Here is a 15,194-nt window from a genome sequence, read left to right on the forward strand (position 1 = left end):
TTTCCTTCCGAAACCCGTTTGTGTCGAGCGAAGTCGAGACACCTGTCCCTGCAGCCCGTCCCTCGACTTCGCTCGGGACGAACGGGGTGTAGCTCGTTAAATCGTCACCCCGCCGTCGATTACGATCGTCTGCCCGGTCATGAACGCGCTGGCCTGGCTGGCGAGAAACACCACCGCGCCCGCGATTTCCTCGGGCTCGCCGATCCGGCGCAGCGGCGTGGTCGCATTGCGCGCCGCCACTGCCGCCTCATTCTCCCACAGCGCGCGCGCGAAATCGGTGCGGATCAGCCCCGGCGCGATGCAGTTCACCCGCACGCCGAACGGCCCATACTCATGCGCCAGATTGCGCGCGAGCTGCATGTCGGCGGCCTTCGATATCGCATAGGCACCGATCACCGCCGTCCCGCGAATGCCGCCGATCGACGAAATGATGATGATGCTCCCGCTCTTGCGCTCGCGCATTTCGGGCACGACCATGCTGATCAGCCAGTGGTTGGAGACGATATTGTTGTCGAGGATCTTGCGGAACTGCTCATCGGCAATGCCCTCTTGCGGGCCATAATAGGGGTTGGACGCGGCATTGCAGACGAGGATGTCGACCTTGCCGAACTGCGCCTTCGTTTCATCGACGAGATGCTGGAGCCCCGCCTTGTCCGAGATATTCGCCGCAACCGCGATCGCGGTGCGCTCGCCGTACTTCCCGTTGATCTCGGCGGCGACGACATCGCACGCATCCTGCTTGCGGCTGGAGATGACCACCTTGGCGCCGTGCTCGGCGAGTTCGTACGCCGAAGCCTTGCCGATCCCGCGCGACGAGCCGGTGATGATGGCGACTTGGCCGTGCAGGTCGAATTGGCTCATGTTATTAGTCCCCCCTCCGTTCGTTTCGAGCGCAGTCGAGAAACGCTGCGTATCGCTTGGGGCCTGTTTCTCGACTGCGCTCGAAACAAGCGGGTCACCTGAGTTTTAGGCCCCCGCCTTCTTCGCAAAACCCCACGCCGCCGCTGCCAGCGGACCGATCCGCTCTACAGTCTTCGCCGCCTGCGCGCTGCTCGCTGTGCCATCGACGATGCGCTTCTTGATGCCCTGAACAATCCCCGTCAGCCGGAACAGATTATAGGCGAAATACCAGTCGAGCTGCGGCACGCCGTCGCGCCCCGTCGCGGCGCAATAGCGCGCGACCATATCCTCGATCGTCGGGATGCCGCTTTCGCCCCCGGCCAGCCCCATCACCCCGGAACGCCCCTCGGGCTGGGTCACCCAGTTCATCAGGAAATAGCTGAAATCCGCCAGCGGATCGCCAAGCGTCGACAGCTCCCAGTCGAGCACCGCGATTACCCGCGCCTCGTCGGCCGCGAAGATCATATTGTCGATCCGGTAATCGCCGTGAACGATCGACACCCGGTCCTGCTGCGGCAAGGTAGCCGGGAGCCAGTCGATCAGCGCCTCGACATCGGGCATATGCTCGGTTTCGGACGCGCGGTACTGCTTGGTCCAGCGCGCGACCTGCCGCTCGAAATAATTGCCGGGCTTGCCGTACTCGCCAAGCCCCGCGGCGACGTGATCGGTGTTGTGGAGCTGCGCCATCGTATCGCACATCGCATTGTAGATCGCGGTGCGTTCGGGCGGCGTCATGCTCGGGAGCGATCCGTCCCACAGGTTGCGACCGCTCACCAGTTCCATCAGGTAGAATTTGGCGCCGATCACCTCTGGGTCTTCGCATAGCCCATAGGGGCGCGGCACCGGAAAGCCGGTCGGGTGCAGCCCCGCAATCAGCCGGTATTCGCGGTCAACCGCATGCGCGCTCGGCAGCAATTTGCCGAACGGCTGACGGCGCAGCACATAAGTGCCGCCGGGGCTTTCGACCTTATAGGTCGGGTTGGATTGCCCGCCCTTGAACTTCGACAGCGTGATCGGACCCTGCGCGCCGGGCACATGGGCTTCCATCCACGCGGCGACCCGCGCAGCGTCGATCGCGTCATCGGCGGGCACGGGCAGCGTGCCGACCATGGTGACGTCGGCGGTTTCCGCCGCCCCGCTCATGCGAATTCGATCACGGAGCGCACCGTGTCCCCCGTCCGAAGCGCCTGCAGCGCGCCATTAACACCGTCGAGCGTGATCCGCTCGGCGACCATCGTGTCGAGATCGAGCTTGCCGTCGAGATACATCTGCACCAACCGCGGCATGTCGATCGGGAAGCGCGTCGATCCTAGCAGCGATCCTTGCAGCTTCTTGCCGCTGAGAAAACTCGGCCCCGGCAGGCTGACCATCTTGCCCGGCGCGATCATGCCGAGGATCGTCGCGGTGCCGCCGCGCTTCAGGATCGTCCAGGCAAGCTCGGCTGTCTCGGGCCGCCCGACCGCCTCGATCGCATAATCGACACCGCCGCCGGTGAGCCCCGCGATCTTCTTCGCCAGATCGGCCTCGTCGGGCGCAAAGCCATGCGTTGCGCCCAGCCGCATGGCCAGCGCCAGCTTGTCGGGCACCGGATCGATCGCGATGATCGCCCCTGCCCCGGCAATCTTGGCGGCATTGATCGCGGCAAGGCCGATGCCGCCACAGCCGATGACGGCCACCGTCTCCCCGGCGCGCAAGCGACTGTCGTTGAAGATCGACCCCGCGCCAGTGATCACCGCGCAGCCGAGCAGCGCCGCGCGGTCGAGCGGCATGTCCTTGCTGATGGCGACGCAGGCATTCTCATGCACCAGCATCATTTCGGCAAACGCCGACAGGTTGAGGAACGGCGCGAGCGGGGTGCCGTCCTGCAAGCTGATGCGCGGGTCCGCCCCCTTGCCGCGCTTGGTCGACGGATCGACGCACAGCGACGGACGCCCGGTCACACACATCTCGCAACTGCCGCAGAACACGGTGAAAAAGGTGATGACATGATCGCCGGGCCGCAACCGCGCGACATCGCTCCCGACCGCTTCGACAACGCCCGCCGCTTCGTGGCCGGGCACGGTCGGCATCGGGTGCGGGAAGCTGCCGTCGACGAAATGCAGGTCTGATCGGCACACCCCGCAGGCGACCGTGCGGATCAGCACTTCGCGCGGGCCGGGCTTGTCGATGCGGATATCCTCGATCACGAGGTCCGACTTGGGTTCGTAAAGGACGGCTGCTTTCACTTACGATATTCCCTCACTTGAGGCTCCCAATCACCGTCTCCCAAAACCCATCCGTCACCCCGGCCTTGTGCCGGGGCCCACCGCGCCTCACGGGCCGAAGTGCGGGTGGAGGAGTGGGCCCCGGAACAAGTCCGGGGTGACGGTTGCGCTTTGATAAAGGCCGATCAGCGCCGCACCATTTCCTTCGCCGCAACCGCCTCAGGCAAGTCCGCATATTTCCCAAACTCGTTGCGCGCGATTGCCCGGTTGTGAACCTCATCCGGACCATCAGCGAAACGCAAGGTCCGCATCGCTGCCCAGGCATGGGCGAGGTGGAAATCGTCCGACACGCCGCCGCCGCCATGCGCCTGGATCGCATCGTCGAGGATCGACAGCGCCATGGTCGGCGCGGCCACCTTGATCATCGCGATTTCCTGTTGCGCGCTCTTGTTGCCGGCCTTGTCCATCATGTCGGCCGCCTTGAGGCAGAGCAGCCGCGTCATTTCGATGTCGATGCGCGCCTTGGCAATGCGCTGTTCCCAGATCGAGTGATCGGCGATGCGCTTGCCGAACGCGACGCGCGTCAGCAGCCGCTTGGCCATTGCCTCGATCGCGACTTCCGCCACGCCGATCGTGCGCATGCAATGGTGGATGCGGCCCGGCCCGAGCCGACCCTGTGCGATTTCGAACCCGCGCCCCTCGCCGAGCAACACATTCTCGACCGGCACCCGCACGTCCTTCAGCTCAATCTCGGCATGGCCGTGGGGCGCATGATCATAGCCATAGACGCTCAACATGCGCTTGATGTTCACGCCGGGTGCGTCGAGCGGGACGAGGATCTGGCTCTGCTGGCTGTGGCGCGATCCTTCGGGGTTGGTCTTGCCCATCACGATCGCGATCTTGCAGCGCGGATCACCAGCGCCCGACGACCACCATTTCACGCCGTTGATCACATAATGATCGCCATCGCGCACCATCGCCGTTTCGATATTCGTCGCATCCGACGAGGCGACCGCAGGCTCGGTCATCAGGAAGGCCGAGCGGATTTCGCCGTGCATCAGCGGCTTCAGCCACTGCTCCTTCTGCTCGCGCGTGCCGTAACGATGGAGGACTTCCATATTGCCGGTATCGGGCGCCGAGCAGTTGAAGCACTCCGACGCCCAGCCGATCTTGCCCATTTCCTCGGCGCACAGCGCATATTCAAGGTTGGTGAGCTGCGTGCCTTCAAACTCGAAGCTGTCGTCGACATGGGTCTGGCCCGAATGCGGCGGCATGAAGAAATTCCACAGCCCCGCCGCCTTGGTCTTGACCTTCATCTCCTCAATCACCGGAATCACTTTCCAGCGTTCGCCGGTGCTTTCCTGCTGGTGATAGATGTGGTTGCGCGGGCGGATTTCGCGGTCGATGAAATCCTTCACCCGGTCGCGGAAATAGGTTTCGCGGTCGCTCAGCGTGAAGTCCATGACGCATCCTCTCAAATGGCGTGTTTGAACGTGGCTTAGACCGTACCGCACATTCGGTAAAGCGTCTGCGGTGTCCCCGCGCGCCACATTTCGCATACGAATGCCGTGTCCCAAAGCATTCGCGAAAGGGACTGTTTCTTCGAAAAGATGCTGTTAAGCTTTGCGGCTATGGAGGCTTTGGGGGCCATCGACTCGACCGCCGACGGAAGCACCAAGCGCTTCCGGGCGAAGCGTGACGCCATCTTGGCGGCAGCCGCACAGGCGATCAACGAGCAAAGCGCCAAGGGCATGACCTTCGCCGATGTCGCGCGCCGGGTCGGGCTCAACACCACCAGCGTCACCTATTATTTCAAGCGCAAGGAAGACCTCGCCGCCGCCTGTTTCGACTATACGCTCGAACAGCTCCAGGCGATGCTCGACGAGGCGCTGATCGAACCGACCCCTCAGGCGCGTGTCGCGCGCTACCTCGCGCTCAATATGGATCGCCTCGCGCGCATCCAGCGCGGCGAGGCGACCTCGTTTGCGGTGCTGTCAGACCTGCGCGCGATGGAAGAGCCCGTGCTCGGGCGGCTGATGAACGGCTGGCGCGATGTCTTCCGCAAGACGCGCAGCCTGTGGGGCATCGGCCAGACCCGCGCGCACACCGATCTGTACGGCGCGCGCGCGCACGTCCTGCTCGAAAACACTTTCTGGCTCCCCATCTGGCTCGGGCGGTACGATCCCGATCAATATGCCCGCGTCGAAGACCGGCTGATGGCGGTGTTCGCGCACGGCATTGCCGCCGATGGCGCGGCGTGGACCCCCGCGCTGCTCGATCTCGCCCCGGCCGAGGCCGAGCCCGGGCGCGAAGCCTTTCTGCTCGCCGCGACCCGGCTGATCAACGAACTCGGCTATCGCGGTGCATCGGTGCAGAAGATCGCGTCGCAACTCAACGTCACCAAGGGCAGCTTCTACCACCATCTCGACGCCAAGGACGATCTGGTGATCGCCTGCTACAAGCGCAGCCTCGCGACGATCACCAAGGCGCAGCGGCTCGCCGATGCCGAAAGCGGCGATCACTGGCACCGCTTGTCGAGCGCGATTGCGACCTTGCTCGATTTCCAATTCTCCGATCGCGGCCCGCTGATGCGCACCACCGCGCTGTCGGGCGTTGCGCCGGGCGTGCGCAGTGCGCTGGTCGCGCGGTCGAACCGCATCGCGCGGCGCTATGCCGGGATGATGAGCGACGGCATCGCCGAAGGATCAATCCGCGCAATCGACCCGCTGGTCGCCGCCCAAGCGCTGATGGCGCTGCAAAATGCCGCGTTCGACATGCGCAAATGGGCCAGCACCATGCCGCGCGACCGCGCGATTGCATTCTACGCGTCGACGCTCGCGTTTGGCTTGTTCGACGACCGGGTGCTCAGCCTATAGCCGCCTGCCGCTTGAGCAAGACGCCCGCGCGCCAATAATGATAGATCGCCCAGGGCGTGAGCAAACTCGCGCTCAGCATCGCATATCGCAGTGATTCGGCGCCGAACGCCGGCTTGTACAGATCGCTCAGGATGCCGGTGATGCTCGGCCCCAGCCCGAGACCGATCAGGTTGATGACGAGCAGCGTGATCGCCGCCCAAACCGCGCGCATCCGAGTCGGCGCGAGGCCCTGGATCAGCGCAAAACTCGGCCCCAGATAGCTCGACGCGAGCAAGTACGAGAGCATCACCGCCGCAAAGGCCGTGGTGACGTCATAGGACAGGTAGAACAGCGCCGTGAACGGCAGAGCGGCAAGCTTGAGCACGGCGACAAACCATGCCTGCACGTGCAGCCCGTAACGGCGGCCGAGCCGGTCGGCGATCCGCCCGCCCATGATTCCACCGAATGCCCCGATCAGCGCGACCGCCGGCGCATAGTAGAGCGACACTTGCGTCAGCGTCATGCCAAACGAACGCTGGAGATAGGATGGCCCGAAATTGGTGGTGGCATAGCCGACCAGCGAGGTGATCGTCACCGCGATGATCAGGTGGATCGCCGGAGCACTGGCCCCAAGGCTCTTCAACCCTTCGCTCAGTGACGGGAGCGGCGCGGGGTTTTGCGGCACCCCGCCGGGGTCCGACAGCCCGCGCCGCGGTTCGACCATCACCACCCGCACGAACACCGCAAGCAGGATGCCGGGCAATCCCACCGCCGCCATCGCCCAGCGCCAGCCGTAACTTTGGGCGATCAGGCCGCCGATAATGGCGCCGAAGCCGCCGCCGAGCACGACGCCGGTCGAATAAATGCCCATTGCCCCCGCGCGCTTTTCGGGCGGATAGAGATCGGCGATGATCGAATGCGACGGCGGGCTCGATCCCGCCTCCCCCACGCCGACACCGATCCGATAGATCAGCAATTGGGTGAAATTGGCAGCCGTGCCGCACAGCGCTGTCATTGCGCTCCACAGCGTGAGCGCCACCGCAATGATGTCGCGGCGGCTCGTCCGGTCGGCCAGCCACGCGACGGGAATGCCCAGCGTCGCGTAGAAAATCGCAAAGGCAAAGCCCGACAGCAGCCCGAGCTGGGTATCATTGAGCTGGAGATCGGCCTTGATCGCCTCAAGCAGGATCGAGAGGATGTAGCGATCCATGAAGCTGAAAAAATAGACGAGCGTCAACAGAGCGAGCGTCCAGCCGCGCAGCCGAAGCGCGCGGGCATCGGCAGTGACATGCTGTTCCAGGGAAAGGGTCGCCATGCGCTGTGCAACTCCGAAAAACGCGCGTCAAAAAAACCGCCGCCCGGAGCGAGCCGGGCGGCGGGTGGATCACGATCTATCAATCACCGGTCAGAACCGCTGCGTGATGCCGAACTTCGCGTTGAACCCGAGCGGCGATGCCGTGAACGGATCATAGTTGAAGTCGAGCCGCGCAAATGGCGGCAGCTGATCGAGAATATTGAGCGCCGACAGCGAGATCGTCGTGTTGGTCTTGAGGTTGAGACGATAGGTGAAGTCGAGCGTCGTGAACGCGCCGATATTCTGTCCGTTGGTCACCGATGCCCCGGCCAGCGCCCCGGTATTGGGACCAAAGATGGCGGCGGTACGCTGATCGCGATAACCGTCGATGTAATTCACCTGGAACCGTGCCTGATGCATCCCCAGGTCGCCCTGAAGGAACAAATTGCCCTTCAGCGGCGGCAGCGGATAGGCGCTCGTCTGGAAGTTGAGCAAGCCAACCGCGTTGAACGCCGGCTGGACGACAACCCCGGCGACGGTGAAGTCGCGGACCCGATAGTCCAGAATATAGGTACCGGTACCGCCGACCACGATTTTGGCCGTGCCCAGATCGAACTTGTACTGTGCCTGGAAATCGAGGCCCTGAGTCGTCACATTCGCGCTGTTGACCAGGTTGGTGCGCAGACGCTGGACGTTGCCGATCCCGCAACCGGCGGCCGTGAAGGTAAAGCGCGCCTGCAGTTGGGCAAAGGCCGCATTGCCGCAATTCGCCGCGCCGGTCGCGCCGAACAGGGCGTTGACGATCCCTTGCACCGGTTCGGCTTCGATCGGCCCGGTAAGCTCATAGCGCCAGTAATCGACGCTGGCGTTGAAGCCGCCGAAGTTAACGATCACGCCGCCGCTGTAAGTGGTTGTCGTTTCGGGCCGCAGGTCGTTGTTGCCCAGAATGTCGATCGCGCGGAACGAGCTGCCGATCACCTGGAGCGAGGTCACCTGACCGTCGAGGTTCTGCGGCGGCGGGCCACGGAAGGTCGTGCCGGCGCCGCCGCGCAACGCCAGCCAGCTCAGCGCCTGCCACCGCACGCGGCCCTGCGGGTTGAAGGTCGATCCGGTCCGCCCGCCATAGTCTTCGAACCGCGCCGAGAACTGCACGTTCAACGTGTCGGTGACCGGCGCCTGAAGTTCGCCGAAGAACGCATAGACATTGCCGTTGATCGTCCGGTTGCGGTTGGTGCCGAGGAACCCCAGCGCGCCGGTCTGCTGCGCGCAGATCGCATTGGCGGTCAGCGCCGAACCGGGGCAGGGATTGACCGCAAGATTGGCATCGGCGTTGTACCGGATCTCATAGCGATCCGCCCGATATTGGCCGCCGATGGCGAACGAAATCTCGCCACCCGGCAAGCGAATGCCCGATCGGCCGCTCAGCACAGCGTCCGCCACGATCAATTGGGTGTCGGTGTCGCTGCGGGTGGTGCGGAAGAAGTTATCGATCGTCGCCAGATCGTTGATGATCCCGGCGCCCGGCGTCAGATTGGCGCCAGCCGGCGCGCGCGTGCCGGCGAAATTGGGGTTGGTCTGCCCCGTCACCGGGTTGCGGGCAACGGCGGTCGAGAAGGGGTTGAAGTAGGTGCAACCGTTGGTGCCGGCGACCGCGGCCAGTTGGGCCTGTGTCAGTCCCGCGCGCGACTGCGGCGAGGCAAAGGCGCAATTCGTGCCACCGAATCCAGCCAGCGCATTCTGCAACAGATCACCAAAGGTGTCGGTACCTTCGATCCCGCGACGATAGGCCGAATAGGTGAAGCCCGCGTCAAATGTCAGCCCGTCGTTGATCTTCAGCGAGGTGTCGGCTGTGAAGCGGATCGATTCCGACTGACGCTGGCTGAAGGCAGAATTGCGATCATTGCCGGGTTGTGTGAACAACGGGTTGCCGCCCAGCAGGAACGGCCGGAACAAGACCGGGAAAGCCAGCGCAGGCGCAAGCGGCGCCCCGGCGGCGTTGACGACGCAGCCCGATGCAGCACCGTAGACCCCGCAATAGTCACGCAGCGCCGGCGCATAGGTCGGAATCGCGAAGAAGCCAGCCCCCGCCGCCTGCGCGGTCGTGGTGATGCCTGCTGCCGGTACGGTGGTGAGCGGCGATGCGGCATAGCCCGATGGCGGCAGCGTCGGCAGATAGCTCGGCGACGTGGTGATTCGTGTCGACGACGTGCCATACAGCGCGGTCACGCGGAACGTCAGCTTGTCGGTGATGTCGATCTTGGATTCGACATAGGCCTGAATGCGATCTTCGGGTTCGACGAGATTGTCGAACTGCCCGAAATTAGTGAAGCAGCGATCGGTGGTCGACCCCGGCAAGCTGCGGAAACCGCCCAGCGCTTCGCAGCCGAGGTCGCGCACGAAATTGCCCGTGCCACCGAAGCCAAAGTTGCCGGGATTGCCGCCGCCTGAATAACCGCCCTGCGGGTTGTTCGGATAGGGCTGGACCGTGAACGGACGGGCCGTGGTGCGCAGTTCCGACCGATGCTGGTAACCGATCGATGCGAGCACCTGGAAGCCATCCTTGTGATGGCCAAAGCTCAGCGCGCCGGTATAATCGCCGTCCGACCCGCGGATGTAGCGATAGTCGCCCGATGCCTGGAAACCCTGTTGTTCTGACCGGGTGATGAAATTGACCACGCCCGCGATGGCGTCCGAACCATAGGTCGCCGCCGCGCCGTCCTTCAGGATTTCGATCCGCCCGATCGCGCTTTGCGGCAACAGGTTGATGTCGACGACCGGGACCCCGGTGCCGGCAAACACGACGCGTTTCCCGTTCAGCAGCACCAGCGTGCGCTGCGGCCCAAGCCCGCGCAGGTTGACCGACGCAACACCTTCAGACCCTTGCGCGCGAGCATCGAACTGGTTGGCGTCCCCGATCACGCCATTCGAGGTCGGCAAATTCTTGAGCAGATCGAGTGCAGAGGGCGACCCCTGCCGCGCCAGTTCCTCGCCCGTAATGACATCGACCGGCAGCGCTGCGTCCTCGGGCGTACCCCGGATCAGCGACCCCGTGACCACCACTTCTGGAATGGGCTCTTCGGTTTCCTGGGTCGTGGTCGGGGCAGGCGCGGTCTGTGCATAGGCGGGCATCGCAAGCGCGATTGCCAGGACGGGCGCTGCACAGGCGGCGAGCAGGGTGATTTTCGGCATGTCTCTCTCCCAGAAGGTCGGGCTTCTTGCGCTTCCCGTACCGTAAACTCGAATAGACATAGCCACGCTCACGTCGTCAAGCGAAACTAACGTTGCGGAATGCTATCTTTCCGGGCGCTGTTGCACAAAGGTCATAGCGCTGGGCCGGACGGGAGCAACCAACCCGCATCTTTGAAACCGGCCATTCGCGGCCAAGGCGCGCGCGATCACCGCCCCGACGTCAATCGGGGCGGTCTCGGTCGCCGGGTTGCGGTATCAGTAGCCGTTCAGGCGTGCAAAGCGTTCGCGGTGATAGGACGCGCTACCCCACATTGTTTCCAGCACGGCGGCGCGCTTGATGTAGAAGCCCGCATCATATTCGTCGGTCATGCCGATGCCGCCGTGGAGCTGCACCATCTCGCGGCTGACGAGGCGCGAGGTTTCGCTCGCGACCGCCTTCGCAAGGCACACCGCCTGATCGACATCCGACCGCCCGCTGTCGATCGCCTCAAGCGCACCCTCAACCACCGAACGCATCAGCTCGAGCTCGGTGAACATCTTGGCCATACGGTGCTGGAGCGCCTGGAAGGTCGACAGCACTTGGCCGAACTGGACGCGGGTCTTCAGGTAATCGTTCGTCGTCTCGAACGCCCGCACCGCCAGGCCGAGCATTTCGGCGCAGCTCGCGGCCGTCGCGCGGTCGATGATCGCTTGCGTACCCACGTCGAGCTTGGTCGCGGGCGCGGCGTTGAAGGCGACTTCGGCATGGCTGCGCGCATCGGCCATTTTGCGCGTCGAGCGCGTCACGCCGCCCGCGGCGGCATCGACCAGGTACAGCCCATCGGTTGCCGACACGATGAACAGTCCGGCGCTGTCGCCTTCGGCGACAAACGCCTTGGTCCCGCTGAGCTTGCCGTCGGTGACGCTGGTCGTGACCTTGGTGGGATCATGGTTGGGGCCTTCGTCGATCGCGAGCGTGGCGACCACTTCACCCGTTGCGATCTTTGGCAACCATTTGGCCTTGTCGTCAGCCGATCCGCCCAGCACGATCGCGCTCGCCGCCGCCGAGGTCGACGCGAGCGGCGACGCCGCCAGATTGCGCCCCAACTGTTCGAGCACCAGCCCGAGCGAGAGATAGCCAAACGCTGTCCCGCCGAATTCCTCGGGGATCACGATCCCGGCGAGGCCCATTTCGGCCATCGTCGCCCATGCCGTGGGGTCATAGCCTTCCGCGGGCGCGGCGTTGCGCATCTGGCGGAACGCGGTGACAGGCGACTCATTGTCCGCCCATTCGCGCACCATGTCGCGCAGCATCGTTTGTTCGTCGTTCAGTGCAGCCATGAAATGTCGTCCTGTCCTTGCAGCGCGCCGATCGCGCCCCGAGCAAAAGCCGGGGCAGCGATGGCTGTCAGCGCATTATCATTGGTGATCGAGCATCCCGAGGATGCGCTTGGCGATCACATTATTCTGGATTTCGGTCGAGCCGCCATAGATCGACACCGCCTTGCCCCACAGCCAAGTGCGGGTTTGCGTCAGCTCGGCCTCGCTGAAGCCCTCGCCTTCCCAGCCGAGCCCGGCCATGCCCATGATTTCGACCGACAGCTCGGCGCGGTCCTGCGTCAGGCGCGCACCGACATTCTTCATGATGCTGGTCGCCGCCGACGGCCCCTGGTTCGACTTGGCTTCCATCGCCGCGCGGCGCAGCGTCAGCATGAACGCGCGCTGGTCCATCTCGTGGCGGACGATCCGCATGCGCAGGTCGCTGTCGGCGACCTTGCCGTCATCGTTCGCGCCGCGATATTCCTTGGCGAGCTGGCTGAGCGCCTTGCCGGCAAACATCCGCGCCGCGCCACTGCCGCCCGAGAGCGAATTGCGCTCGTGCTGGAGCAGGCGCGTGCCGATCGCCCAGCCCTGCCCTTCCTGCCCGACCAGATTGCCCTTGGGCACCTTCACATTGGTGAAGAAGGTTTCGCAGAACGGCGACTGGCCGCTGATCATCCGGATCGGCTTCACTTCGACACCGGGCGAGGTCATGCCGATCAGCAGGAAGCTGATGCCGGCATGCTTCTGGCTCTTGTCGGTGCGGACCAGCGCGAAACATTTGTCGGCCCATTGCCCGCCTGAGGTCCAGGTCTTCTGGCCGTTGACGACATAATGGTCGCCCATATCCTCGGCAAAGGTCTGAAGGCTCGCAAGATCCGACCCCGCACCCGGCTCCGAATAGCCCTGGCACCAGCGCACTTCGTTCTTCGCGATCGCCGGGATGTGCTCGAGCTTCTGCGCCTCGCTGCCATATTCGAGCAGGGTCGGGCCGAACATCATCACGCCCATGCCGCCAATCGGGTTCCACGCGCCGATCCGGCCCATTTCCTCCTGCAACACGCGCACCTGATGCCGGTCGAGGCCGCCGCCGCCATAAGCGGCAGGCCAGCTCGGCACGCCCCAGCCCTTTTCGCCCATCGCCTTGGTCCAGGCGGTTTCGTCCTCGGTCGGGTCATGCGGCCCTTCGAGCGCCGACAGCGAATTGTCTTTGCCCTTCAGCGAAGCCGGGAAATTCGCCGCGAGCCAGGCGCGCGCCTCGGCACGGAAATCATCGAGCGCATTTGCTGGGGCCGTATCGAGTGCCGCTTGCATCATTCCACTCCCAAATGTCGAATCTGAAGATCGGGTATGGTCGCGGGGTCTGACACAGAAACGCCGCCAAGCAAAGGGGGCTTTAGGTCAGGGTGCCTCGGCAATCGCTGCTGCAAGGTAATCGGCAATCGCCCGCGCGGCAGGCGACGCCGCCCGACCACCGGGGAAGACGGCATGCAATTCGACGCTGTCCATCGCCCAGTCGGCGAGTATTTGTCGCAGCCGTCCATCTGCCAGCTCGGCGCGACATCCCCATAGGGAAGCGCGGGCAATCCCCATCCCGGCGACCGCCGCCGCCATTGCGCCCTCATTGGCTGCCGCCGACAGCCGCCCGTCGACACGCACCGACAGCCGCCGGGACTCACGGACAAACGACCAATGCTGTTCGGGATCGGCAACAGGGCCGATGATGACCGCATGGTTCGCAAGCTCGGCTGGCGTTTGGGGTGTCCCTGCCCGTGCCAGATAATCGGGCGCCGCCACCAGCACCCGTGGTGCCGTCGCCAGTTTACGCGCAACCGCCGTCGAATCCGCCAGCGGACCGAGGCGAAAGGCGATGTCCACACCTTCGACCACCAGATTCTGACGCTCGTCGCTGATCTGGAGATTAATGCGCAGCGCCGGATGGCGGGCCATGAAAGCAGGCAGCCGAGGAATCACCTCTCGCACGCCAAAGCTCGACGATATCGCGACCTGCAACGTGCCGCGCAGCTCCCCGGTGCCGCGCGCGATATGATCGGCCTCGTCGAGCGACGCCAGCAGCGGCTCGATCCGCGCGAGATAATCGGCGCCCGCCTCGGTCAGCGTCACGGCACGTGTGGTCCGGATGAACAAGGTCGCGCCAATCTCGCGCTCGAGCTCGGCGATGATCCGCGATGCTGATGGCTGCGACAGCCCGCGCTCGCGCCCGCCACGCGAAAAGCTGCCGAGCCGCGCGACGCGCTGGAAAAGCCGGAGTGCCTGAAGCCGATCTTTCATTTGATCAGCGGATATATCATAGTTGAAGTGAGATACTACCGCTCATGTTTCGAATGATAGAGAAACGGCATGCGTGATCGGGCACTCCTGATGATCGGCCCAACCAACCTCATTCGACTGGATATCTGCATGACCAAAATCGCCTTTCTCGGGCTTGGCGCGATGGGATCGCGCATGGCGCGCCGCTTGCTCGACGCAGGACACGAGCTGACCCTCTGGAACCGCACCGCGCCCGACGCCGCCAATTGGGCTGGCGCAAGAATTGCGACCACGCCCCGCGATGCTGCAAGTGGCGCGGAGGTCGTGATCGCGATGGTACGCGACGACGCGGCGGCTGCCGATGTGTGGTTGCATTCAGAGTCCGGCGCGCTGGCCGGGATGCACGCAGGCACGCTCGCGATCGAGTGTTCAACGGTGAGCGCCGATTGGGCGCGGACGCTGCATGCGGCCTGCGCGGCAGCGGGAGTAGAGTGTCTCGACGCGCCGGTCGTCGGGTCGCGCCCCCAAGCCGAAGCCTGCGCGCTGATCTTTCTCGTCGGTGGCGCTGAGGCGCCCGTCGGTCGCGCGGAGCCAGTGCTGTCCGCTATGGGCAGCGCCGCACACCACTGCGGCGGGCCGGGATCGGGCTCGGCGACCAAGCTGCTCATCAACGCGCTGTTCGGCATTCAGGTAACGGCGATTGCCGAGTTGCTGGGGCTCGCCGCCGCCCAAGGGCTCGATCTCACGCGCATTGCGGCGATTATTGGCGAAACGCCCGTCGCAAGCCCCGCGCTCAAGGGCGCAATGGGCGGCATGCTTGCCGGGGCCTTCGCACCGATGTTCCCGATCGATCTTGTCGCGAAGGATTTTGCGCTCGCCCACAATGTCGGTCTGCGACTTCGCGCCCGCACGCCGATGGCCGATACTGCCGCAACGGTGTTCGACGACGCACTGGCAGCGGGCTTGGGTTTCGAAAATCTGACCGCCGTCGCAAAACTCTATCAATAACGGTTGAACGGGAGGTGATCGCCGCACCGTCGCTATGGTACCGGCGACGGTGCTGATCGTTCGCACTCCTTTTCGGTGTCATCCCGTCCACCCAGTCGACGAGCTGGCAAAGCGCTAAAATTTCGCCTTTTTCTTGCCCGAAACATTGGTGAGCAAAGATCGGCGTTTGCGCGT

Annotated in this window: 11 protein-coding genes; 2 read left to right on the forward strand and 9 right to left on the reverse strand. The window is 64.3% G+C overall.

Going from position 1 to position 15,194, the window contains the following annotated elements:
- Positions 1-96 precede the first annotated feature (96 nt).
- The 4 genes from K2W81_RS06010 to K2W81_RS06025 form a co-directional block, all read right to left on the reverse strand.
- Entirely contained in the window at positions 97-861 is a 765-nt protein-coding gene (locus tag K2W81_RS06010; protein ID WP_294102238.1) for an SDR family NAD(P)-dependent oxidoreductase, read from the reverse strand.
- A 105-nt stretch (positions 862-966) separates the two neighbouring features.
- Positions 967-2,010 (reverse strand): phosphotransferase family protein, encoded by a 1,044-nt coding sequence (locus tag K2W81_RS06015; RefSeq protein WP_294102314.1) that lies wholly within the window; start codon positions 2,008-2,010, stop codon positions 967-969.
- 29 nt (positions 2,011-2,039) lie between these two features.
- Complete coding sequence (locus tag K2W81_RS06020; protein ID WP_294102240.1) at positions 2,040-3,125, reverse strand: Zn-dependent alcohol dehydrogenase; 1,086 nt, start codon at positions 3,123-3,125, stop codon at positions 2,040-2,042.
- Positions 3,126-3,289: 164 nt separating this feature from the next.
- Positions 3,290-4,567, reverse strand: coding sequence for an acyl-CoA dehydrogenase family protein (locus tag K2W81_RS06025; protein WP_294102241.1), 1,278 nt, complete (start codon positions 4,565-4,567; stop codon positions 3,290-3,292).
- A 168-nt stretch (positions 4,568-4,735) separates the two neighbouring features.
- On the opposite strand from K2W81_RS06025, the gene K2W81_RS06030 reads away from it, so the two are divergent.
- A complete protein-coding gene (locus tag K2W81_RS06030) occupies positions 4,736-5,980 on the forward strand; it encodes a TetR/AcrR family transcriptional regulator (RefSeq protein WP_294102242.1) in 1,245 nt (414 codons plus the stop codon).
- On the opposite strand, the gene K2W81_RS06035 is transcribed toward K2W81_RS06030, so the two are convergent.
- The 5 genes from K2W81_RS06035 to K2W81_RS06055 form a co-directional block, all read right to left on the reverse strand.
- Positions 5,970-7,274, reverse strand: a complete 1,305-nt coding sequence (locus K2W81_RS06035; RefSeq protein ID WP_294102244.1) for an MFS transporter — start codon at positions 7,272-7,274, stop codon at positions 5,970-5,972. The genes K2W81_RS06030 and K2W81_RS06035 overlap by 11 nt on opposite strands.
- A gap of 90 nt (positions 7,275-7,364) precedes the next feature.
- A complete protein-coding gene (locus K2W81_RS06040; RefSeq protein WP_294102246.1) occupies positions 7,365-10,442 on the reverse strand; it encodes a TonB-dependent receptor in 3,078 nt (1,025 codons plus the stop codon).
- 255 nt (positions 10,443-10,697) lie between these two features.
- Positions 10,698-11,762, reverse strand: a complete 1,065-nt coding sequence (locus K2W81_RS06045; RefSeq protein WP_294102248.1) for an acyl-CoA dehydrogenase family protein — start codon at positions 11,760-11,762, stop codon at positions 10,698-10,700.
- A 78-nt stretch (positions 11,763-11,840) separates the two neighbouring features.
- Positions 11,841-13,058: an acyl-CoA dehydrogenase family protein gene (locus K2W81_RS06050; protein ID WP_294102250.1), complete on the reverse strand. Its 1,218-nt coding sequence runs from the start codon at positions 13,056-13,058 to the stop codon at positions 11,841-11,843.
- A gap of 84 nt (positions 13,059-13,142) precedes the next feature.
- On the reverse strand, positions 13,143-14,033 hold the full coding sequence (locus tag K2W81_RS06055; RefSeq protein WP_294102251.1) for a LysR family transcriptional regulator: 891 nt from the start codon (positions 14,031-14,033) through the stop codon (positions 13,143-13,145).
- Between the two features lie 129 nt (positions 14,034-14,162).
- Here K2W81_RS06055 and K2W81_RS06060 point away from each other — a divergent pair, with 129 nt between their 5' ends.
- Positions 14,163-15,020: an NAD(P)-dependent oxidoreductase gene (locus K2W81_RS06060; protein ID WP_294102253.1), complete on the forward strand. Its 858-nt coding sequence runs from the start codon at positions 14,163-14,165 to the stop codon at positions 15,018-15,020.
- Positions 15,021-15,194: the final 174 nt, after the last annotated feature.

It is taken from the genome of Sphingomonas sp. (assembly GCF_019749955.1).
Classification (GTDB): Bacteria; Pseudomonadota; Alphaproteobacteria; order Sphingomonadales; family Sphingomonadaceae; genus Sphingomonas.

Coding starts and splice junctions, on each gene's coding strand:
- K2W81_RS06010 (WP_294102238.1), bottom strand. CDS start 861: ATGAGCCAATTCGACCTGCACGGCCAAGTCGCCATCATCACCGGCTCG.
- K2W81_RS06015 (WP_294102314.1), bottom strand. CDS start 2,010: ATGGTCGGCACGCTGCCCGTGCCCGCCGATGACGCGATCGACGCTGCG.
- K2W81_RS06025 (WP_294102241.1), bottom strand. CDS start 4,567: ATGGACTTCACGCTGAGCGACCGCGAAACCTATTTCCGCGACCGGGTG.
- K2W81_RS06030 (WP_294102242.1), top strand. CDS start 4,736: ATGGAGGCTTTGGGGGCCATCGACTCGACCGCCGACGGAAGCACCAAG.
- K2W81_RS06035 (WP_294102244.1), bottom strand. CDS start 7,274: ATGGCGACCCTTTCCCTGGAACAGCATGTCACTGCCGATGCCCGCGCG.
- K2W81_RS06040 (WP_294102246.1), bottom strand. CDS start 10,442: ATGCCGAAAATCACCCTGCTCGCCGCCTGTGCAGCGCCCGTCCTGGCA.
- K2W81_RS06045 (WP_294102248.1), bottom strand. CDS start 11,762: ATGGCTGCACTGAACGACGAACAAACGATGCTGCGCGACATGGTGCGC.
- K2W81_RS06050 (WP_294102250.1), bottom strand. CDS start 13,058: ATGATGCAAGCGGCACTCGATACGGCCCCAGCAAATGCGCTCGATGAT.
- K2W81_RS06055 (WP_294102251.1), bottom strand. CDS start 14,033: ATGAAAGATCGGCTTCAGGCACTCCGGCTTTTCCAGCGCGTCGCGCGG.
- K2W81_RS06060 (WP_294102253.1), top strand. CDS start 14,163: ATGACCAAAATCGCCTTTCTCGGGCTTGGCGCGATGGGATCGCGCATG.